The organism is Parapedobacter tibetensis (genome assembly GCF_024704835.1).
Lineage (GTDB): Bacteria > Bacteroidota > Bacteroidia > Sphingobacteriales > Sphingobacteriaceae > Parapedobacter > Parapedobacter tibetensis.
This window is the reverse complement of sequence record NZ_JAMXBE010000005.1, coordinates 410356-430998: the sequence shown is the minus strand read 5'-3', so window position 1 is coordinate 430998 and position 20643 is coordinate 410356. Positions and strand designations below refer to the sequence as shown.

The window sequence follows — 20643 nt, the reverse complement described above, 5'->3', positions numbered from 1 at the left end:
ACTTTTTTTCGGGGTTTCCTGTTCCGTAATTCATTATTGCCTTGGAAATGCCGGTTGACGGTGGCAAGGTTCTTTCGGCTTTTTTGGAATTAGTGTAGGTTGTGTTGCAATTCCATGTTTATGATATTCAAGACTTCAATTCGTCCGGTAATGACACGGTAGATGACCAAATAATTGCCCTGTATAAGATTTCGGTATATTTTCTTTTTAGTGCGAAGAAACCGGCATTCGGGGTGCATCAGGTATTCAGTCGATAATTGGTATATGCGGTTATAAACTTCCTAGATATAGAAGGTAACTGCATTATAAGCAAATGTCTCTATTCCGTATTCATAGATTTGCTCCAAACTTTGTAAGGCGAGGTCACTGACAACTACCTCGCGTATTTTCGCTTCCAAGCTTCAATTTTTTGCTTAACGGCATGCATGCTGTTAAACTTTCCATTTTCAGCCTCATGGATCATCTGCTGCAACTCTTCCGGGGTCATTGGGTCTCCAGGAATCGCATAATTTACTTTATCTGTTTTAACTTTACGCATGTTCAAAGATACAAGAAAATTTTTTAACGTCAAACAAGCCCGATAAGGAAATGGTAGGGTATAAGATAGGCGAAAGGAAGAAAGGGAAGTTGCTATTGAGGTCACAGGTATACCCCCAATAACCTCAAAACCGTACTCGTTATAGGAAACTCTTCATGTCGTAGAATTATTTATTGGTTTTTAATTGTTCTATCTCAATTTTCATGCGCTCGAAATCGGCTTTCATCACTTTTTCTACCTTCTCCTTCTCGATTAAAAGCAAAGTAATCTCCTCTACCTTCTTCAGCAATAGCAGATTCATTTCCGCCAAATCCAACCCATCGCGCTGGATATCTGCCGCCGAAGGGATTTCCGGCAGGTGCTTATGCTCCTTCACGTAGGATTCTATATACTGTAGGGTTGGTAGCTCGTAGTCCGGCTCAAATACATAATCTGGGACGGTGATATCTGTCTTTACCTTCACCTCCTTGGCTAAGATGTTGCCATCAACAGCCAGCTTCGCTTGTGGGTCAATGGTGCCGATGCCGGTATTGCCATTCGGCAGAATATAAAGACCTAATTTGCTATTATAAGGCGATGAACCGAAAGCCATGTAAAAACGCTGGACTTCTTCAGCGGATCCGAACATTCCCATTGCCATAGCTCGTATGCTCGGTTGCTGGTTGGTATAAAAACTTATCCCCCTTGCCCATCCGCCCGTTGTAACCGGACTAATCAAATCAACTCCCCCACCGTCTATCTTTACATAGGTGTTTTTGGCAGTTGGGAATAAATTCTGGGCGGAAAGATGCACAGTACATGCGCATAGCAAAGCAATGCAGGTGAGTATGGGCTTCATAAATTATTAATTTGATGTATGTTAATTCCTCAAGTTGATCTGTTGGTTTACACAAGCCGGTTTAATCATTATAATATGCCCTTGGGACCATTCACCCCCGCACACATTAGCCGAAAACACATCCTGATGGAATCTTACACACGTTTAGGCTGATGTTTAATCCACTGTAATTATCGGGATACATTCCCACAATTCCAAATTAAGTTTTAACTTTTTGTAGTGGGTTTATGTTTATTTCGATTGTGCTCCATTTCGACTACGCTCAATGTGGCATAGCTCCCATTGACTAGATGGAAATCTCGCGATAACAACAGGCTTAGACAATGGATTAATATCGGATAAGAAAAACATTGGATTTCCGGAGCTTTTGGTTTATTTTCACAGGCGATATCCTTAACGATGCTAAAGCCTCCAAGATACCTCAAGGCCGGAGCCCTGCTTCTGGCCCTCATGCTGACCGTGATCATCGCGGTGGTAACCGCCGGGCTACTGCTATTGCTGCAATACCACCGGCAATATGGTGCCCAAACCTTGCGGCAGGAGCGGCTGCAACAGCATTTGGCTTCTGGCATCAGCCTGCTGCTGACCCATGAAGGCGACCTCGACCAGGATACCGTCTCACTAAGCTTATACAACACCACGCAGGACTCGGTCATACTGACCAAACATGCATGGGGCATCTATGACGTAGGGTCCGTGCAGGCCGTGGAAGGCCGGGATACCTTGGGCAAATGGTTCCTCTTTGGCCTGGTGCCCGATAAAACGGAGCGATACGCGCTGTATCTGGCTGATGAACACCGACCGCTTTCCCTATCGGGACATACGCGCATCCAAGGGGATGCTTTCCTCCCAGAGGCGGGTATCCGCAAGGCTTACATCGAAAACCAGGCGTATGAGGGCGAAGAGGTGGTGTCTGGTGGTACTAGCTACACGAGTAATCCCGATTTGCCAGCACTCAATAGCGCCATCATCGATCGCTTAACGGCTTATCTTTATCCCGATGAGGATGAAACTTGGGCGGGCATGACCATCGATGACTTCCCTGCCTATGGCCCCAATCCCATATACCGCGCTTTTGCCGAGCAGCCCTTGCTGTTGCTGTATGAAGATAGCCTCGTTATCGATGCCCATATACTGAAAGGACATGTACTGGTACTGGCTAAAGGGCCCGTCACCATCATGCCCTCAGCCCAACTGGAAGATATCCTTGTGTTTGCGCCTAGCATCACCTTTGTCGATGGTTTCTCGGGTCGCCTGCAGGTATTCGCGCGTGATTCCATTTCTGTAGGTAAGAATTGCTCTTTTGGTTATCCCTCGGCATTGGGCTTGATAAACATCCCTGTCGATAGCACCTTCAGCGAATTCCAACCCCTACTACGCGTGGATAGCGCCAGTACGGTAAATGGCATCGTGTTTACACATTTTCCGGGAGATGAGGAGCTGCTCTTGGCGAAAATACAGCTTGGTAAGGAGACCACCGTGCATGGACAGGTGTATGCCGATGGCTTGCTCGAATTGCGCGGCACGGTGCAGGGGATGACCTCCTGCCGACGGTTTACGCTGCAAACTCCTTCGAGTTTGTATGAAAACTTTGTGCTCAATGGGGTGATGGATTACTCGCGGCTATCGCCTCACTATGTGGGGAGCCCGCTGTTGAATGGGGGAAGACGGGGAGCGGTAATGAAATGGTTGAACACCCCCCTACCCCCCTCAAGGGGGGATAAACAAGGAGGAGAATGACGCTGATGAAGAAACGATGTCTACATACCCAGCTAAAGGGTTCTACCTTGGTGGAGGTGCTGGTGGCCTTGGTGATCATTACGCTTGTAATGGCGCTTGCCGCTACACTATATGCTAAAATCGCCTATAAACGGCCGGATAACACGGTAGCCTTGCAACTCCGGCTGAAAGCGCTGGCGCAGGAGGCTAAGCGGGAGGGGGATTTTGAGACCGCTCATTATGAAACGGATGACAACTTACTCATCGACCGACATACGGAGCCTTACCGCGGGGATACTTTGCTGCTGTTGCTCGAACTGACCGGCCAAAAAAAGGGCACGGGTGAAACGGGCATCTACCGCGAAATCATTATCAAGGATATACCATGACCAATAGAAAACATATCCGGCTAAAGGCATTCACCGTCATCGAGCTGATGGTGGCACTGGTGCTTACGGCCCTGGCCATCTCTTTTGTATATGCTGGGATACGGTTTGTGCACCGGCAAAACACGGCGCTTACACAGCAACTGGCCCATTTTGATGAGTTCAACCGACTGCATAGGGCCTTGCAATCGGATGCCAATGGCGCCGATGAAATCCGGTATTATGGTACGGGTATCGACTTCCAGTCGCGAGACAAAGCCGTCAGCTTCATCCCCATCGATTCGGTATGCATACGCGAAGTGTCCGGCGTCGCGGCCGACACCTTTAATATCCGGGTGGATAGCATGGCCTGCTGGTTTGAAGGAATGAGGCTGGAGGGAACCGGAAGTCCGCTTGACCGAGCTGCCATCCATGTCTCCGTATTTGGCAATCCATTGGCCATCGCCTTGGAAAAGGTCTATGACGCAGCCACATTGATCGATCTAACCTCTTCAACCAATCTCCAATGAGCAACGGTATTGATATCCAAAAATTCAAGGCAAAAACAACACAACCTGCCCACAAAAACCACGACAAAGGGGGACTATCGGAATGGCTTACTAAAGACCACGCCTTGTTTCCTACCTTTGGCGATAAGCAGAAAGAGGCATTCTACCATGAGCTAGGCATCCTGCTTACGGCGGGCATCGACCTCAAATCGACGCTGGATATGCTCATCGGACAGCAGCAGAACAAACGAAACAAAGCCATGCTGAGCCAAGTGCAGGAGGCCGTGGTGCAGGGCAGCTCGCTATCCGGCGCCATGCAACAACACACTCCCTTCAGTGCATACGAGTACCATAGCGTTCAAATCGGTGAAGAAACGGGCAAAATTGCTCCAGTATTGCAAGATCTGGCCTTATATTTCCGCAAGCGGCTGAAGCAGAAACGCCAGATTACCAGCGCCCTCACCTACCCTTGCATTGTGGTGCTCACTTCCATGGGCGCCATCTTTTTCATGATGAATTTCATCGTGCCGATGTTTGCGGATATCTTCCAGCGATCGGGCAGTGACCTGCCTCCCATTACGCAATTCATCGTTTCGGTGTCGACTTTCACCCGGAAATATCTCCCACTGACCTTGCTCGCCCTAGTGGCATTGGCCATATGGCTATACACCCAACGCCTTACCGGTTGGTACCGAAAATGGATGGCCCAGCTGATGCTCCACTTGCCGATCTTCGGTAGCATGGTCCGCAAAATATACCTTGCGCGCTTTTGCAATTCGATGGCGTTGCTGACCGGCGCGAAGGTTCCCCTGATCCGTGCCCTGCAGCTCTGCAAGCAGATGGTGGGCTTCTATCCCATCGAGCGCTCGCTCGTCACCGTGGAAGACCGGATACTGCATGGCCATTCGCTACACAGTAGCCTCGCCGCCTATGCCATCTATGATTCCAAGCTGATTTCCTTGGTGAAGGTGGGCGAGGAAGTGAACCAGCTTGCCGATTTCTTTGGCAAGGTGGCCGATCAGTATAACGACGAAGTAGAATATCAATCGGCCACCATCGCTGCCTTACTGGAGCCGCTCATCATCATTTTCCTCGGACTCTTCGTGGGGCTCATCCTCATTGCCATGTACCTGCCGATGTTCCAGATGGGTGATATGTTTGCGTGATAGAAGAAAAAGTTTGACTTCAAGAAACCGTCATGATTTTCAAAATCACATAGTGGAATGAATAAACCGAGCTTGCGAGCTCTTGAACACCCATTTAGTAAACACTTGTGAAAAATCATGACAGCTTCGTCACCTTTAAAAACAAATTTATACAGATGAAAGACAACGTTCATTTTTGAGAACGATTCAGCAAAAAATGATTAGTCGCATTCAACTGCTCCTTTTACTTTTATCCAGCTTCTTTTATTACTTTTGATTCCAACGAATCCAACGCAATGTTTGACCAGACAACATACCAATCACGTCGTAAAACGCTCCAAGAGCGGATCACTACAGGTGTGATACTCCTCCTTGGCAACGGTGAATCACCCATCAACTTCAAGGACAATACCTACCCGTTCAGACAAGATAGCACGTTCCTTTACTATTTTGGAATCAGTGCCCCACATTTGGCAGCTATTATCGATGTGGACGAAGGCCGTACGATCATATTTGGGGATGAGCTCAGCATGGACGATATCGTTTGGATGGGACAGTTGGAACCGCTGCATGAAAAAGCTGCCAAAGTTGGGGTGACAGAAACCTTGCCCTCCAATGCATTGGCACAAGTGATCCAAAATGCGATGCATCAGCAACGTCCCATCCATTTCCTCCCACCCTACCAACCTGATAATCACATCAGGTTATCCAGACTCCTCGACATACCCCTTGAACACATAGCCCAATCGGCATCAGTGGAACTCATCAAGGTCGTGGTGTCCCAACGTTCCATAAAATCCGAAGAAGAAGTTGATGAAATAGAAAAGGCCGTGAACACCAGCGTGGATATGCACTTGGCGGCCATGCAGCTTGCAAAGCCAGGCATGCCTGAACACATCCTCGCAGCCAAGGTACAGCATATTGCGCAAGAGGCCGGTGGCACGTTGGCTTACCCTACCATCATGACTATACACGGCGAAGTGCTCCACAATCACTACCATGGCAACATACTGCGGGAGGGACAGCTGGTACTCAATGATTCGGGTGCCGAAACGGCCATGGGCTATGCGGGTGATCTCACCCGTACCCTTCCTGTGGGCAAGCGGTTCTCCTCACTGCAAAAGGAGGCTTATGAAACCGTATTAACGGCATTGGAAACGGCAACAGCGGCACTTAAACCCGGTGTCCGCTACCTCGACATCCACTTCCTGTCATGCCGCACGCTGGTGGAGGGGTTGAAGGCAATGGGGCTGATGCATGGCGATGCGGCGGAAGCGGTAGAACATGGTGCGCATACTTTGTTTTTCCAATGTGGAACGGGCCATATGATGGGACTCGATGTGCATGACATGGAAGACCTCGGTGAACAGTATGTGGGCTATACGGATACCTTAAAGAAAGACAGCACCACCTTCGGATTGAAATCGCTACGGTTGGCCAAGGAATTGGAGGCGGGCTATGTGCTGACCGTGGAGCCTGGTCTGTACTTCATTCCAGAACTTATCGACAGCTGGAAAGCCGAACATAAACTTTCGCAATTCATCAACTATGACCAAGTGGAGGCTTTTAGGGGGTTTGGGGGCATCCGGATAGAAGATGATATACTGATTACTGAAACAGGCTACCGTATATTGGGGAAACCGCTGGCCAAAAGCGTGGCGGAGATTGAAGCTATCAGGGATGGGGCATATTGAGTTGATGATGGAACGCGGAAGACTTTGCTAACAACTAATTGCTAATAACAATTAAGTATACCATGAATAAAACAGGAAATATTGTGATACTCCGAATCTACGTAACCTTCGTGATGATGGCCCTATTCTGCGTTGCTAATGCCCAATTCGGGCAACGCACACAGTGGTCGGCAGATGGCAATGCCATCATCAAAGTAGCGCAAGGCGAAGTGATAAGGGAAACGGTAGCCAATCCGGAACAGCGTGATACGCTGGCATCTAAAACAGACCTCACCCCAAGTGGCCGTGAACCCTTATCCATAAGACGCTTCGCCTTATCGGACGACGGGCATAAAATATTGATCAACACCAATACGAAGCGCGTATGGCGCTATGATACCCGGGGTGACTACTGGGTATTTGACCAACGCGATAAATCACTCAGGAAACTGGGAGGCAGCCTCCCTGAATCTTCGTTGATGTATGCCAAATTATCGCCAGATGGCAGCAAGGCCGCTTATGTGAGCGCGCATAACCTGTATGTAGAGGACCTTGCCTCCGGCAAAATCACCCCATTGACCCAAGACGGCAGCGATCGCATCATCCACGGCACCTTTGATTGGGCGTATGAAGAAGAGTTTGGATGCAGGGATGGCTTCCGCTGGTCACCTGATGGCCAGAAAATCGCGTATTGGACAATAGATGCGCGTACGATCCGCAATTTCCTGATGATAAACAATACGGACTCGGCATACGCATACACCATTCCTGTGGAATACCCCAAAGTAGGTGAAGCACCGAGTGGCGCATTTGTCTCTGTCGTGGATATCGATGAGGGACATGCCGTTAAAATGGATATCCCCGGCGATCCGGTACAACATTACCTGCCCCGTATGGAGTGGGCGGCCAATTCGGATGAACTCATCATTCAGCAACTCAACCGTAAACAGCAGGAAAGCAATATCTATATTGCCCATGCCATGGATGGAACGTGCACCATGATTTACCATGAAAAAGACGATGCTTGGATTGATATCAAAGCCCGATGGAACCATGATGACCCCTCGGAATGGGAATGGATAGACAATGGCAAAGCGTTCATCTGGATGAGCGAAAAAGATGGATGGCGTCATTTGTATCGTATCGACCGCAAAGGCAATGAAAAATTAATATCTCCCGGTGATTTTGATGTCATTGGCATCGACTTAATCGATGAGATAAACGGCTACATCTACTTTTCGGCTTCGCCGGAAAATGCTACGCAAAAATACCTCTATCGGATAAAGCTGACCGGCGGCAAAGCCGAAAAGATAACCCCCGATGGGCAGAACGGCAGTCATAGTTATACGCTTTCGCCAAACGGCACGGTTGCTTTACACCAGTTCAGCAGCCACACCGGCATGAGCAGGGGCCATGTGATAAGCCTGCCCAACCACAAAACATTGCTCAGCGGGCAGGTTATGCAAGTGCCAGACGATGCCCCGAAAGTTGAGTTTTTCAAGGTAACCACTGCAGACAGTGTGGAAATGGACGGCTGGATGGTTAAGCCGACTAACTTTGACCCCGCTAAAAAATACCCGGTGGTTTTCTATGTGTATGGTGAGCCTGCCGGACAGACCGTTACCGATACATATGGTGCGGGTGGCAACCGGCTTTATAAAGGTAGCATGGCGGATGATGGCTATCTATATATTTCCGTGGAAAACCGCGGAACTCCAGCCCCGAAGGGCAGGGAATGGCGGAAATCCATCTATCGAAACATTGGCATCCTCAACATCCGCGACCAAGCCATGGCCGCCAAGGAGATAGTAAAATGGCCTTTTGTAGATTCCTCCCGCATCGCCGTATGGGGATGGAGTGGAGGGGGTTCATCCACACTCAACCTCCTTTTCCAATATCCTGAAATCTATCAAACCGGCATTGCGGTGGCCGCGGTGGCTGATCAATTGATGTATGACAACATCTACCAAGAACGTTATATGGGTATTCCCCAAGAGGCCCGCGAAGATTTCGTGAACGGTTCACCTGTCACGCACGCCAAAAACCTTCAGGGAAACCTACTTTATATCCATGGTACCGCCGATGATAATGTGCATTACCAAAATGCGGAGCTATTGATAAACGAACTGATCAAACATAATAAGCAATTTTCGATGATGCCTTACCCAAACCGGAGCCATGGTATCAGTGAAGGAGAAGGAACGGGGGAACACCTTTCTACGTTATATACCAACTTCCTTAAGCAACATTGCCCACCGGGTGGGAAATAATCCCTACAACACGATGAAACGATTATTTATTCTATTCCTTTTGATATCCGTAGCGGTGGATGGCCACACGCAATTATTGAAAGCCCGTGAAATCTTCAACCGTGCGGATTCCTTGCGCGGAAAGCTCACTCCGTTGCGTACTTGTTATGATATCAATTATTACCACCTTGATGTGAGGGTGGATCCAGATAAGCGGCATATTAGCGGTTCCAACCTATTTCAGTTTACAGCGGTGGAGGATTTTTCTCGCTTACAGTTTGATTTGTTCGACAACCTGAAAATCGAAAAAGTGCTGTACAACGGACAGGAGCTACCTTTCAAACGGGAGTACCATGCGGTATTCATCGATTTCGCGCAACCGATACGTAAAGGCCAATCGGATTCCTTCACCGTCCATTACTCCGGACATCCCGTGCAGGCCAAACGGGCACCCTGGGACGGGGGGTTCGACTTCAAAAAAGACAGCAACGGTAAACATTGGATTGCCACTGCCTGCCAAGGACTGGGTGCCAGTGTGTGGTGGCCCAATAAAGATCACCAATCGGATGAAGTGGACAGCATGCTCATCAGCATCAGCGTACCCAATGGATTGACCAATGTATCGAACGGACGTTTCCGTGGCAGTGAAGACCTCGGTGATGGGTACATGCGCTTCAACTGGTTTGTGAGCAATCCGATAAACAACTACAACGTATCCGCCAATATCGGCGACTACGTGCATTTTGCAGATACCTTCAATGGCGAAAACGGCGTGCTCAACCTGGATTATTGGGTGCTCCGCGAGAATGAGGCCAAGGCGAAGCCCCATTTCGGCGCCAATGTAAAACCCATGCTCCGTGCCTTCGAACATTGGTTTGGGCCTTACCCTTTTTATGAAGATGGCTTCAAGTTGGTAGAGACCGCCCACCTCGGTATGGAGCACCAGAGCGCCATTGCTTATGGAAACAAGTACCAGAATGGCTATTTGGGTAGAGACGGTTCCGGCACGGGATGGGGCAACAAATGGGATTTCATCATCGTGCACGAGGCCGGCCATGAATGGTTCGGAAACAACATCACCTCCAACGACCTTGCCGACATGTGGATTCACGAAAGCTTCACTAACTATTCTGAAGCCCTCTATATCAACTATCATTTTGGCAAAAAGGCTTCACAGGAATACGTGCACGGCAACCGCCGCGGCATCCAGAACCTCACTCCCATTATCGGCAACTACCACGTAAACAACGAAGGTTCCGGCGACATGTATAATAAAGGTGGCGTATTGCTTAATATGGTGCGCACCATTATCGATGACGACGAGAAATGGCGGCAGATCCTTCGGGGGCTAAACAAAACGTTTCATCACAGTACAGTAGACTATGAGGATATCGTTAGTTACATCAGCAAGCATGCGGGGAAAGACCTTAGCGCGGTATTTGCCCAATACGTGCGGCATGCCAATATCCCCACATTGGAATTTTATTTCGATGAAGGAAACAAGGTTCTTTGCCGATGGATTGCCGATGAGCCGGGTTTCGACATGCCGGTACGCATCCGCACAAAAGGTGGTGAGTACCAATTCATCCAACCCACACGCAAACTGACCCTAGTCGACTTACCTGGCTTGTCGCGGGATAACCTGGAGGTAGACACCTTCAATTTCTACATCGGTGTTTTGATGAACGAATAACCTCATTCCTTGGCCAACACCGCTTTGTACTGGTCAAGCATACTCACCCGATTGATGAATGCGCTGAATTCGATATATTGCTCAGCAGGGAAAGTCCCTTCATTGAGGATGAATTTTCGATGATACGTCATGCGGTCACCATCTTGGCTCAAGATGGCATGATAGTAGCCGAACGGTGTTTCAATCACTTCATCAAAGGATGGCGATACCATCACATAATTAGCTGGAAGTGTGTACACAATATAATCTTCATCAGTATATCCCCTATTGATATAAACTGGAAGTATCCGATTCTTTATGGTAGGAATGGTTCCTCGTCGATTGAATACATTGGCTACCATGAAAATTTGGCGGTTGTTTTCGGGTGCATACTTCGCTAATGTCACATCAAATGCTTCGACCAATGTTGGCCGTTCAGCATTGGATTTTTGATAGTCAATATTCCTAAAACCGATGTGGTCGATATCATAGGTCTCCTTCAGCAATTTTAGCTGTTCCATCCCACTGCTTTCGGCGATTTCCAAATGGTTGTCGTACTGTCCGGCGGCAAACATCGTCTCCACCTTGCCCGAGAGGTTTCCATCGCCATCCAGCACCAATTCGGCATGCCTGATTTGCGAACTTTCCGCCTCATCAAAGCGAGGTGTCCGCAAGAGTTGTCCACCCTCCGGTGTGCATGCCCATACTGTGCGGTCGTCTGTAAAGGAACCCAGAAAACCGAATGGAACGCGTTGGTTGGTGCATTCCAGCCATATGGTGTCCTTTTCAAATGGTAGGCATAGGATGATGTGATTACCTTGGTCCATCTCTGCAAAATCGGGCTGGATATCCCGCTTGGCACTTCCGGCATTGACCACGCAATAGTACGAGGGGATATCCACAACCATTAATAAAGCCTGCATGTAGTTGACCAGCGCCTTGCAGTCGCCGTACCCAAGCCTATCCACCTCGCTCGCAGCCATGGGCTTGAATCCACCAATACCGATTTGCACACTGATGTACCGTGTCTTACGCTGCATATATTCATACAGCACCCTAGCTTTTTCTTGATCAGTCTCCACGCCCTCCACCAAGGACCTTACCTCCTGTACAGTCCCGGCAGGAAGTGCCGAACCTTCAGTCAGCAATGCATGATGCATCCATTTCCCTAGCTCCTGCCAGTTGGAATAACTCCCTTTGTGCTTGTAGTATACAAAATCCACCGGGGCTATTCTTACGATGGTCTGATAGGTCTCGGGGTCGGGGCTATAGGGTTCATGCCGTTGCGCAGGAATAGTTGAGACTTTCCAGGTCCTGGTTGTCCGCCCATCGAGGCTACCCACGATGGGCTCGCCAGCGTAGTTTATGGATTTAGTGCGTACCGCATCCGAGGCGCCACACATGAATGTATATTGGCTCTCTTCTACAGCGACATCCCGAGAAGTATTGGGCCGCCAATCGGGGATAATGAGGTTTTGCTTGCGTTCTATTTCACAGTCATATTCAACCGTATATGGATAAGAAGTCACGGAAGGCAGGAAGTGTTTTACCCGACTATCTTCATATAGCGAATAGCTGCTCACCGCGCTCTCGTCACTGAAGTCCTTGTGGCTGAATTTGCCGATCTGGAAGCCATCGGCATCAAATACCCGCCCCGAAACGCGTTTGATGGCCGTGCTCTTGTCGTAATAAATGACCATCCTTGCCTTGCGTTCGCCGCCTTTGTTAAATACGGTAATCGCTTCTTTAACATGATAACGCACCTTGGTGGGTGCCAGCATGTCTACCACAATGTGTTGATGGCGTACCACTGCGTTCGCCCTGCTCTTTAGGCTATCGGCAATCTGTGCCACCGCATAATCCTGTTGCGCATGGGCGAGGCATCCTACCGACAACAAGACCATGATGATCCATCCTATTTTTGCCATCATTTTTCTTCCGTTTTACGTAAAACCACATCAATTTTCTCATGCTGGATAATCCGACTGAAAAACTCTTTCAACGAAAAATAACTTTCGGGAGAATAGATAGCCTGGTTGAGTGCCATCAGTTGCGAAAACGTAAACGTATCCCCGTTAACCAAGTTGGTTTGCGTCAGATACCTTCCCCCCTTGTTTTCAATCGCCAAATTGTAATCATTGGGTTTCGCTTTGATTTCATAAGTGCTGGGCAACTTGATGGTCATCTGCACCCGTTCTTGGCTGGCAGTACCCATATCTACAGGATAGGTGCGTTCATCGAGGTTAAAGGGATTGCTTTTCAATCGGTTAATAAAAAACGGATTGAAAAACATCTCTCGGGCATTCAAATTGTCGTACAGCTTCATTTCCACCTCATATGATTCTATTAAGGATTGTTCCACGATATCTACCCCACTGATTTCGCCATCCATGATGTTTATTCTCGGCATCTGTTCATCGATGTGTTCAATGTACTCGGCCACGGTATTGTATTTGGCAATGGCCCTCCGTTTGTTATAAGCGGCATACCCACGGCTTCTGGTTATCATCTTCCCTTTCAGCATACCATCGGGAGCGAGTTCTGCGGTCAATGTATAGTCGGTAGTGGACTTCTCTGATGCGTGAAGCTCGATCCAATAGGAAGGGTTTTTAAGGTTAATCACCCGTGCCTTGCCATTAATACAACGCAAGGGCAGCAACCCGAAAGGCAACAATGGGTCGGAAGCATCCAATAGGTAATAGTCATCGGCGATATTCACTTTGGCCACTACATAGTTAAAATCGCTCAGCACGGGGTGTATGTCGTTGACCACACCATTATCACGAGTGGAAAGGATCGCCGCCTCCGCATCCAAGCCCGCAGCACGTAATCCCGCGATTAATGCAAGGTTGATATCACCCACATTACCCGATCGGTCCTCCAATGCGTCTTTGATACCATGCTCACCATATTTCCCAATATAGTTGTTCCATTTGATATTCTTTTGGATATAGCCATATAAGGCCTTTGCCTTACTGAGGTCGTCCGACGCGCTCTTCAAAATATCCGGCAGGAGCGATTTGAATACGTTTTCACGTTTCATCTGCCCGCCAAAATCCCCGTCACTAGTCAACTCACGGTCCACATCCCGCCATTCCTTGGTGATCTTGAGGTTCGTTCCATTGAGTCGATATATATCTGATAATTCAAAATAAATAGCTGATTTAAAATTGCTTGGAGCCGTCATATAATCTTCGGCTACAAAAGCGGGTATATTGCGCATTCCATATGTCATGCGCGAGCAATCAATGTCCCGACCCGCAATCCGGAAACACCCTCTATCCAATTTGGCATCTTGCGTAGCGAGGGGGTACGGTCCCCTCAGGATCACATTGTAGGTATACATTCCGGGGATGGATGCTACAAATGTACTGTTGACCTTCGGGATATCGTCTTGCAGGTACCAGGTCTTGAAATTGAAAATATGGGGCGAAACCAAACGATAGCTGTATTCGACGATGCTCCCATCCTGCAGATCCGGGAAGGTAAACTTATTGTTGGTCAAATATTTGTTAGCATTTTCCTTGAATACCTGGTTCTTATCCAACGGAATAGATACAATACGTCCATTGACAATGTTGATGGTGGTTGCCTTGATTTCAGTTAGCGTTTCCACGCGGTTACCGCTATCATCCCGATAGGTAGGTATCACAATGTTGGCATACTTATACCCATCCCTATTGAAAATTTTGATACGCACATGGTACTCCACAATCAATTCGGTGATATTTTTTGCATCGTTGTAAATCATATAGGCTTTGCCGTATTCGTTCAATACGGCCGCATTGGAAAAGCTATCCAGATCGTTTTTGCTAAGTTTGACATCATCAGCGGTCACTGAGCCAAATTCAAAATCCTGTCCGAGCAAACTCAATTGGAGCAACGCTAGAAGAGCTAAGGTTAGATAGGTTGTCTTCATTTATTGATAGTATAAGATGATTCGCTCGCAATATAATTAACTTGAGGCTTATCGCTAAATTTTATCATTTTTTTAACACTTGTATACCATTTGGACTAAACTCGACAGGTTTGCGCAGTTCTAGGTTTCGAGGTTCCGATGATATCGATATCCGGAGGTAAAAAAATCATATAATTCTGATGAATTATATAAGTTTTTTGGTTAGGTTTGCACATTCTTTGAAACTGCATTATATACTTGCCAATGGGGTTGTTTAACTGGTTTACTCAAGAAGTTGCTATTGATTTAGGTACGGCCAATACACTGATTATCCATAATGATAAAGTAGTGGTGGATGAACCTTCTATTGTCGCATTTGATCGCACGACCAATAAGATCATCGCCATTGGCCGGCAGGCCATGCAGATGGAGGGTAAAACACACGACAATATCCGCACCGTAAGACCATTGAAAGATGGTGTGATTGCGGATTTCAACGCTGCCGAGCACATGATCAGGGGGATGATTAAGATGGTAAACAATGGCAAAGGTTGGTTTTTTCCTTCGCTACGCATGGTCATCTGCATCCCTTCGGGTATTACCGAGGTGGAGAAACGAGCGGTACGCGATTCGGCCGAAATAGCAGGTGCCAAGGAAGTGTACCTTGTGCATGAGCCCATGGCCGCCGCGGTCGGCATCGGCATAGACGTGGAAGAACCGATGGGAAACATGGTCATCGATATCGGTGGAGGTACTACGGAAATCGCAGTCATTGCGCTTTCGGGGATTGTTTGTGATCAATCCATCCGCGTGGCTGGCGACAATTTCGATTCAGATATTGTTCAATATATCCGCAGGCAACACAACATCATGATTGGCGACCGCACAGCGGAGAAAATCAAAATCGAGGTAGGGTCTGCCCTTCCCGAGCTCCAAGATCCGCCGGCTGATTTCGCGGTGCAAGGCCGTGATTTGATGACAGGTGTGCCCAAGCAAATCACCGTTTCCTATACTGAAATTGCACATTGCCTTGATAAGTCGATCTCAAAAATAGAGGAGGCCATATTAAAAGCCTTGGAAATCACTCCTCCCGAACTTTCGGCTGACATTTACCAAACAGGGATTTACCTGACAGGTGGCGGCGCATTGTTGCGCGGTTTGGACAAACGCATTCAAGCCAAAACCAAGCTGCCCGTACATGTGGCAGAAGACCCCCTACGTGCGGTAGTACGAGGCACCGGTATCGCATTGAAAAATATCGGCACGTTTAAGTTTTTGATGCAGTAAAATCAGCGATCAGCTTTTGGTGTATGCATATAAGCTATTAAGCTATCATGAAGAACCTTTGGATACTCATCAATAAATACAATGCTTTTTTTCTTTTTGTTGGGTTTTTTGGGTTTGCTTTTTATCTAGTTATACGGAATAATACATTCCAGCGCGCATCGGCCGTCAACTCATCAAACCACTTCATAGGTGCTACTTACGCCAAGATAAACGCATGGAAAAGCTACCTAAACCTCAGTCAGGAAAATGCGCTACTGGCCGAAGAAAATGCAATGCTGCGCAAACAATTGCAGTACTTTATAGCACCGGATAGTGTGGAAAGTGATCTGGTCATTGACAGCGCACGTGATGTGCAATATCATTACATCGTTGCCAAGGTGACCAACAACAGCATCCACCAAAAAAACAACTACATTACCCTAGACAAGGGCAAGAAACATGGTATCCAAAAAGGCATGGGGGTTATATCCGCCAGTGGCATCGTGGGTATTGTCCTTAATGTGTCCGACCATTTTTCCACCGTACAATCGTTATTGCACAGCGAAAGCCGCATCAGTGCTTCACTGGAAGACAGCCAGGCTTTTGGGTCATTGGTTTGGGGAGACAGCTATGATGCCCGTATGGCCACCCTGAAAGATATACCGAACCATGTGAAGGTGAGGAAAGGCGAATCGGTCTATACGTCGGGGTTTTCCCTCTTCCCCCCAGGCATACCGGTGGGTAAAGTTATTGAAACGGGGAATTCAGGTGGCGACAGTTTTCTAAACATCAAAATAGAACTCAGCACGCAGTTTCACAATCTGCAGCAGGTATATATTGTGGAAGACTTGTTTGCAGAGGAAAAAGCAGATTTAGAAGCCCAAAACGACGACAATGGCTAAGCTACTCTCATACAATATTGTCCGTTTTATCGCGCTAGTCATTTTGCAGGTGTTTTTGTTCAAAAATATTGGCTATTACAACCTCGCTACACCATTTCCATATATCCTGATTATCCTGTTATTACCGGTTGGCATTCCTAATTTCATCTTATATTTTCTCGCATTTGTCACCGGCATTACCATCGATGCCTTCTATGATACCTTAGGAGTCAATGCAGCCGCCTGTGTAGCACTCGCCTGGGGTCGCATCATGTTCCTTCGCATTACGTTGCAAACAGACCATTATGAAAATTACATGACCCCGTCATGGGGTACCGTACCATTCAGATGGTATTTCCTCTATGTGTTTGTGCTCACCTTATTCCATCATGCCGTATTGTTTATGATGGAAACCTTTACTTTCCATCAATTCCATTACACCATCATCCGTATTCTTTTAAGTTGTATATTTACGGTCATTACCATTTTGTTATTCAGTTTGCTGTTTTATCGAAAGAAGCAGCGTTAATTTGGAATGGAGTGGATTTGGGCGGCCAATTGCCCTTTTGGTATTGGTATAAGCATTTTACAATAAATGAATAGTCTATTTGCAAGGAAATACATCATTCAAGGCATTTTTATCGTTGTGGCGGTCATCATTTCTGCCCGCCTGTTTTACCTTCAGTTGATTGATCAGTCCTACTTGCTCTCCGCCAATAACAATGTGTTACGAAAAATGGTCATCTACCCCGCTAGGGGGGTTATTCTCGATCGCGATGGAAAAGTATTGGTGCAAAATGAACCGGTATATGACCTACTGGTGACACCGCGCGAGGTAAAGGCCCTCGATACGGCGCTGCTATGTGAACTGGTGGGAATAGACAAAGCAGGCTTTGAGCGACGGATGACAACGGCGCGCAACTATTCCCCATACAAAGCCTCGCAATTTGAGAAGCAAATACCTTCCACCGCATACGCCACATTGCAGGAACATCTCTATAAGTTCAGGGGATTCTATGTACAGAACAGGACGGTACGCAGCTATCCCGATAGTATTGCCGCACAATTTTTGGGATATATCCAAGAGGTGAACGATCGAAATATCGAACGCTCCAACGGCTTTTACCGTCCCGGCGATTACATTGGTGCCAGCGGCGTTGAATATGCCTATGAAGACCTATTACGAGGCCAGCGGGGCGTGAAGAATGTGTTGGTGGATGCTTTCAACAGACCCAAAGGCGTCTTCGCTGAAGGGAAATATGATACCTTGGCCATGGCTGGGGATGGTTTGGTTTCTTCATTGGACAAGGAACTGCAAATCCTAGCCGAAAAGCTGATGCGTAATAAAATCGGCAGCGTAGTGGCTATCGAGCCCAACACGGGCGAGATACTCACATTCGTGAGCAGTCCCAGCTATGATCCTAACCTGATGGTGGGGCGCGAACGTGGCAACAATTACATGACCATGCTCCATGATCCACACAAGCCCATGTTTATCCGCCCCATACAAGCACAGTACCCTCCGGGTTCGGTGTTCAAGGTAGTGAGCGCCCTCACCGCCCAGCAAGCAAACCTCATAGACGAGCATACCGTATTCAACTGTCCGGGCGGATACCGATATGGTGGTGGCAGGGCCATCATGCGATGCACGCATGTGGATGGGGCCACCGCATTAATCAAATCCATCCAACGCTCCTGCAATACCTATTACGGGCATACCTATGCACGGATGATAGACCATCGCAATATGCCTAGCGCGGAGGCATACGAGTTGTGGCGCGAAGCTGTCATGAAATTTGGTATCGGACACACCCTTGGTATTGACTTACCGGGAGAAAAGTCAGGGTTGCTACCGACGGCGGATTACTACACCAAGGCGTACGGCAATGCCAAGTGGGGTTCGAGCTATAACATATCCTTATCCATTGGTCAGGGTGAAATGGGTATTACTCCCTTACAGATGGCCAATATCATGGCCATTGTGGCCAACCGGGGCTTTTACTATCGCCCACATCTGATTAAGGGCATTGGGGAGCAAAAAATCGTTAAGGAGGAATTTACGGAAAAAATTTCTGCCGGTGTAGACGGAAAGTATTACGAACCCGTGATAGAAGGGTTGAGCCGGGCGGTAAATATACCCGGTGGCACCGGATATGCCGTACGGATTGCTGATATCGAAATGTGTGGAAAAACGGGGACCGCGCAAAATCCACATGGAGCAGACCATGCTGTATTTTTCGCCTTCGCCCCGCGTGAAAACCCCAAAATTGCCATTGCCGTAGTCGTGGAGAATGCAGGTTATGGCGGCACATGGGCCGGCCCCATTGCCAGCATGCTAATCGAAAAGTATTTGAAAGACACGGTTACCCTTCCCAAATATATCCAAGACCGGATATATAACGCCGATCTCTTGCCCAAACTGGAAACGGAGAAACCGCAAGAGGTTACCATGGCAGCGCCCAAACGGCAAGCCAAGCCTAAGGAAGAGCCGAGAAAAGAGGAAGAAGTCTTATTTGTTCACCACAGTGCCATCATGAACAGGTATGAATAATCCGCATCGAAATAAACTATTTGGCGGAGACGTGGATTGGTTCACCGTCCTCCTTTGGCTATTGCTGTGTATCATTGGTTGGTTCAATATTCAGGCGGCGGTTTTTGACCCCAATTATCCAAGTTTGTTCAGCATGAATACCAATTACGGCAAGCAATCCATCTATATCTTTTCGGCGATGCTTATTGCCGTAACCATGCTCGTTGTCGATGCTAAGTTTTACAGTTCCATTGCTCCCGTCCTTTATGCCATTACCATACTGTTATTAGTGACCGTACTCATTGTGGGGCGCAACGTGGGGGGCAACCAAGCCTGGATACCCATCGGCAGTTTCCGCCTACAGCCCGCTGAATTTGCCAAATTGGCCACCTGTTTATTATTAGCTAGGTACCTGAGCGCCAACAGCAATAGAAATCCCAATCTCAAAACCTTGTTTTTCGGTGCGGCCATTGTATTGCTTCCCGTATTGCTGGTGTTGCTCCAACCCGATACAGGTTCGGCGCTAGCTTTCTTTGCCCTCGTGTTCGTTTTCTATAGAGAAGGCTATATCTCTGGCCCTTGGTTGCTGTTTGGCGGCCTTTGCATTATGTTATTTGTCCTTACACTGGCCTTCAGCCATTGGGCCGTCATCCTCACCTTGGCTGCCATTTGTGGATTAGGCATATATTATTTTCGGAAGAAACGGAAAATAATCACCAACCTGGTCGTACTCTTTGCCATCTGCGCCGCCTATGTATTCTGTGTGGAATTTGTATACGATAATGTATTACAATCGCACCAACGCAACCGTATTGATGTAATTCTAGGCAAAATAGATGATCCTCGGGGACAGGGATACAACCTCAATCAATCCAAAATCGCTATTGGATCCGGGCAATTTTGGGGCAAAGGTTACCTTCAAGGTACCCAAACCAAATATAATTTCGTACCTGAGCAAAGCACGGATTTTATTTTCTGCACCATTGGCGAAGAGTGGGGTTTTGTAGGCTCCATGGTGGTCATTGGCATCTACCTCACGCTATTGTTACGCATCGTCAATATTGCTGAGCGACAACGTACGGCCTTTGCACGCATTTATGCCTATGGAGTGGCATGCATCCTGTTTTTTCACTTCGCCATTAACATTGGCATGACCATCGGCATCGTGCCCATTATCGGCATTCCCCTACCCTTCCTCAGCTATGGAGGGTCCTCGCTATGGAGTTTCACCATTTTGCTCTTCATTATGCTTAAATTCGATTCGAACAGGAAAGGGATTGTTTAAGGATGCAGGACACTACGCAAATGGCGTAGCACTTGACGCCGATCATCCCGATGCCTTAATCATACCGGACACCTG

16 protein-coding genes are annotated in these 20643 nt (G+C 47.8%); 12 read left to right on the top strand and 4 right to left on the bottom strand.

Annotated elements, in window-relative coordinates; genetic code table 11:
* Window positions 1-373: 373 nt before the first annotated feature.
* Window positions 374-538, bottom strand: a complete 165-nt coding sequence (locus NF543_RS11465; RefSeq protein WP_257668269.1) for a hypothetical protein — start codon at window positions 536-538, stop codon at window positions 374-376.
* 166 nt (window positions 539-704) lie between these two features.
* Window positions 705-1376, bottom strand: a complete 672-nt coding sequence (locus NF543_RS11460; protein ID WP_257668268.1) for a hypothetical protein — start codon at window positions 1374-1376, stop codon at window positions 705-707.
* A 399-nt stretch (window positions 1377-1775) separates the two neighbouring features.
* Here NF543_RS11460 and NF543_RS11455 point away from each other — a divergent pair, with 399 nt between their 5' ends.
* From NF543_RS11455 to NF543_RS11425, 7 genes are all read left to right on the top strand, one after another.
* The gene (locus NF543_RS11455) at window positions 1776-3116 is read left to right on the top strand and encodes a hypothetical protein (RefSeq protein ID WP_257668267.1); all 1341 of its coding nucleotides are present in this window, start codon (window positions 1776-1778) and stop codon (window positions 3114-3116) included.
* Window positions 3117-3121: 5 nt separating this feature from the next.
* Window positions 3122-3484, top strand: coding sequence for a type II secretion system protein (locus NF543_RS11450; protein WP_257668266.1), 363 nt, complete (start codon window positions 3122-3124; stop codon window positions 3482-3484).
* A complete protein-coding gene (locus tag NF543_RS11445; RefSeq protein WP_257668265.1) occupies window positions 3481-3990 on the top strand; it encodes a PulJ/GspJ family protein in 510 nt (169 codons plus the stop codon). The genes NF543_RS11450 and NF543_RS11445 overlap by 4 nt, the downstream gene beginning before the upstream one ends.
* Window positions 3987-5135, top strand: coding sequence for a type II secretion system F family protein (locus NF543_RS11440; protein ID WP_257668264.1), 1149 nt, complete (start codon window positions 3987-3989; stop codon window positions 5133-5135). The genes NF543_RS11445 and NF543_RS11440 overlap by 4 nt, the downstream gene beginning before the upstream one ends.
* A 275-nt stretch (window positions 5136-5410) precedes the next feature.
* Window positions 5411-6808 (top strand): aminopeptidase P family protein, encoded by a 1398-nt coding sequence (locus NF543_RS11435; RefSeq protein WP_257668263.1) that lies wholly within the window; start codon window positions 5411-5413, stop codon window positions 6806-6808.
* Between the two features lie 62 nt (window positions 6809-6870).
* Window positions 6871-9057, top strand: coding sequence for a S9 family peptidase (locus NF543_RS11430; RefSeq protein WP_257668262.1), 2187 nt, complete (start codon window positions 6871-6873; stop codon window positions 9055-9057).
* A 13-nt stretch (window positions 9058-9070) separates the two neighbouring features.
* A complete protein-coding gene (locus NF543_RS11425) occupies window positions 9071-10729 on the top strand; it encodes a M1 family metallopeptidase (RefSeq protein ID WP_257668261.1) in 1659 nt (552 codons plus the stop codon).
* Window positions 10730-10731: 2 nt separating this feature from the next.
* Here the strand turns inward: NF543_RS11425 and NF543_RS11420 are convergent, their stop codons facing one another.
* Together NF543_RS11420 and NF543_RS11415 are read right to left on the bottom strand one after the other, a co-directional pair.
* On the bottom strand, window positions 10732-12639 hold the full coding sequence (locus NF543_RS11420) for a DUF3857 domain-containing protein (protein ID WP_257668260.1): 1908 nt from the start codon (window positions 12637-12639) through the stop codon (window positions 10732-10734).
* Entirely contained in the window at window positions 12636-14627 is a 1992-nt protein-coding gene (locus NF543_RS11415) for a transglutaminase family protein (RefSeq protein WP_257668259.1), read from the bottom strand. Before NF543_RS11415 ends, NF543_RS11420 begins: the two co-directional genes overlap by 4 nt.
* A 243-nt stretch (window positions 14628-14870) precedes the next feature.
* Between NF543_RS11415 and NF543_RS11410 the strand changes: the two genes are divergently transcribed.
* From NF543_RS11410 to rodA, 5 genes are all read left to right on the top strand, one after another.
* Window positions 14871-15893, top strand: a complete 1023-nt coding sequence (locus tag NF543_RS11410) for a rod shape-determining protein (RefSeq protein WP_257668258.1) — start codon at window positions 14871-14873, stop codon at window positions 15891-15893.
* A gap of 47 nt (window positions 15894-15940) precedes the next feature.
* Window positions 15941-16774 carry a rod shape-determining protein MreC gene (gene mreC, locus NF543_RS11405; RefSeq protein ID WP_257668257.1) on the top strand — a complete coding sequence of 278 codons (834 nt, stop codon included), beginning with the start codon at window positions 15941-15943 and terminating at the stop codon, window positions 16772-16774.
* Window positions 16767-17282: a rod shape-determining protein MreD gene (locus NF543_RS11400; RefSeq protein ID WP_257668256.1), complete on the top strand. Its 516-nt coding sequence runs from the start codon at window positions 16767-16769 to the stop codon at window positions 17280-17282. The genes mreC and NF543_RS11400 overlap by 8 nt, the downstream gene beginning before the upstream one ends.
* A gap of 66 nt (window positions 17283-17348) precedes the next feature.
* Window positions 17349-19304 (top strand): penicillin-binding protein 2, encoded by a 1956-nt coding sequence (mrdA, locus tag NF543_RS11395; protein ID WP_257668255.1) that lies wholly within the window; start codon window positions 17349-17351, stop codon window positions 19302-19304.
* Window positions 19297-20568, top strand: coding sequence for a rod shape-determining protein RodA (gene rodA / locus NF543_RS11390; RefSeq protein ID WP_257668254.1), 1272 nt, complete (start codon window positions 19297-19299; stop codon window positions 20566-20568). Before mrdA ends, rodA begins: the two co-directional genes overlap by 8 nt.
* Window positions 20569-20643 lie beyond the last annotated feature (75 nt).

Coding starts and splice junctions, on each gene's coding strand:
- NF543_RS11465 (WP_257668269.1), bottom strand. CDS start 538: ATGCGTAAAGTTAAAACAGATAAAGTAAATTATGCGATTCCTGGAGAC.
- NF543_RS11460 (WP_257668268.1), bottom strand. CDS start 1,376: ATGAAGCCCATACTCACCTGCATTGCTTTGCTATGCGCATGTACTGTG.
- NF543_RS11455 (WP_257668267.1), top strand. CDS start 1,776: ATGCTAAAGCCTCCAAGATACCTCAAGGCCGGAGCCCTGCTTCTGGCC.
- NF543_RS11450 (WP_257668266.1), top strand. CDS start 3,122: ATGAAGAAACGATGTCTACATACCCAGCTAAAGGGTTCTACCTTGGTG.
- NF543_RS11445 (WP_257668265.1), top strand. CDS start 3,481: ATGACCAATAGAAAACATATCCGGCTAAAGGCATTCACCGTCATCGAG.
- NF543_RS11440 (WP_257668264.1), top strand. CDS start 3,987: ATGAGCAACGGTATTGATATCCAAAAATTCAAGGCAAAAACAACACAA.
- NF543_RS11435 (WP_257668263.1), top strand. CDS start 5,411: ATGTTTGACCAGACAACATACCAATCACGTCGTAAAACGCTCCAAGAG.
- NF543_RS11430 (WP_257668262.1), top strand. CDS start 6,871: ATGAATAAAACAGGAAATATTGTGATACTCCGAATCTACGTAACCTTC.
- NF543_RS11425 (WP_257668261.1), top strand. CDS start 9,071: ATGAAACGATTATTTATTCTATTCCTTTTGATATCCGTAGCGGTGGAT.
- NF543_RS11420 (WP_257668260.1), bottom strand. CDS start 12,639: ATGATGGCAAAAATAGGATGGATCATCATGGTCTTGTTGTCGGTAGGA.
- NF543_RS11415 (WP_257668259.1), bottom strand. CDS start 14,627: ATGAAGACAACCTATCTAACCTTAGCTCTTCTAGCGTTGCTCCAATTG.
- NF543_RS11410 (WP_257668258.1), top strand. CDS start 14,871: ATGGGGTTGTTTAACTGGTTTACTCAAGAAGTTGCTATTGATTTAGGT.
- mreC (WP_257668257.1), top strand. CDS start 15,941: ATGAAGAACCTTTGGATACTCATCAATAAATACAATGCTTTTTTTCTT.
- NF543_RS11400 (WP_257668256.1), top strand. CDS start 16,767: ATGGCTAAGCTACTCTCATACAATATTGTCCGTTTTATCGCGCTAGTC.
- mrdA (WP_257668255.1), top strand. CDS start 17,349: ATGAATAGTCTATTTGCAAGGAAATACATCATTCAAGGCATTTTTATC.
- rodA (WP_257668254.1), top strand. CDS start 19,297: ATGAATAATCCGCATCGAAATAAACTATTTGGCGGAGACGTGGATTGG.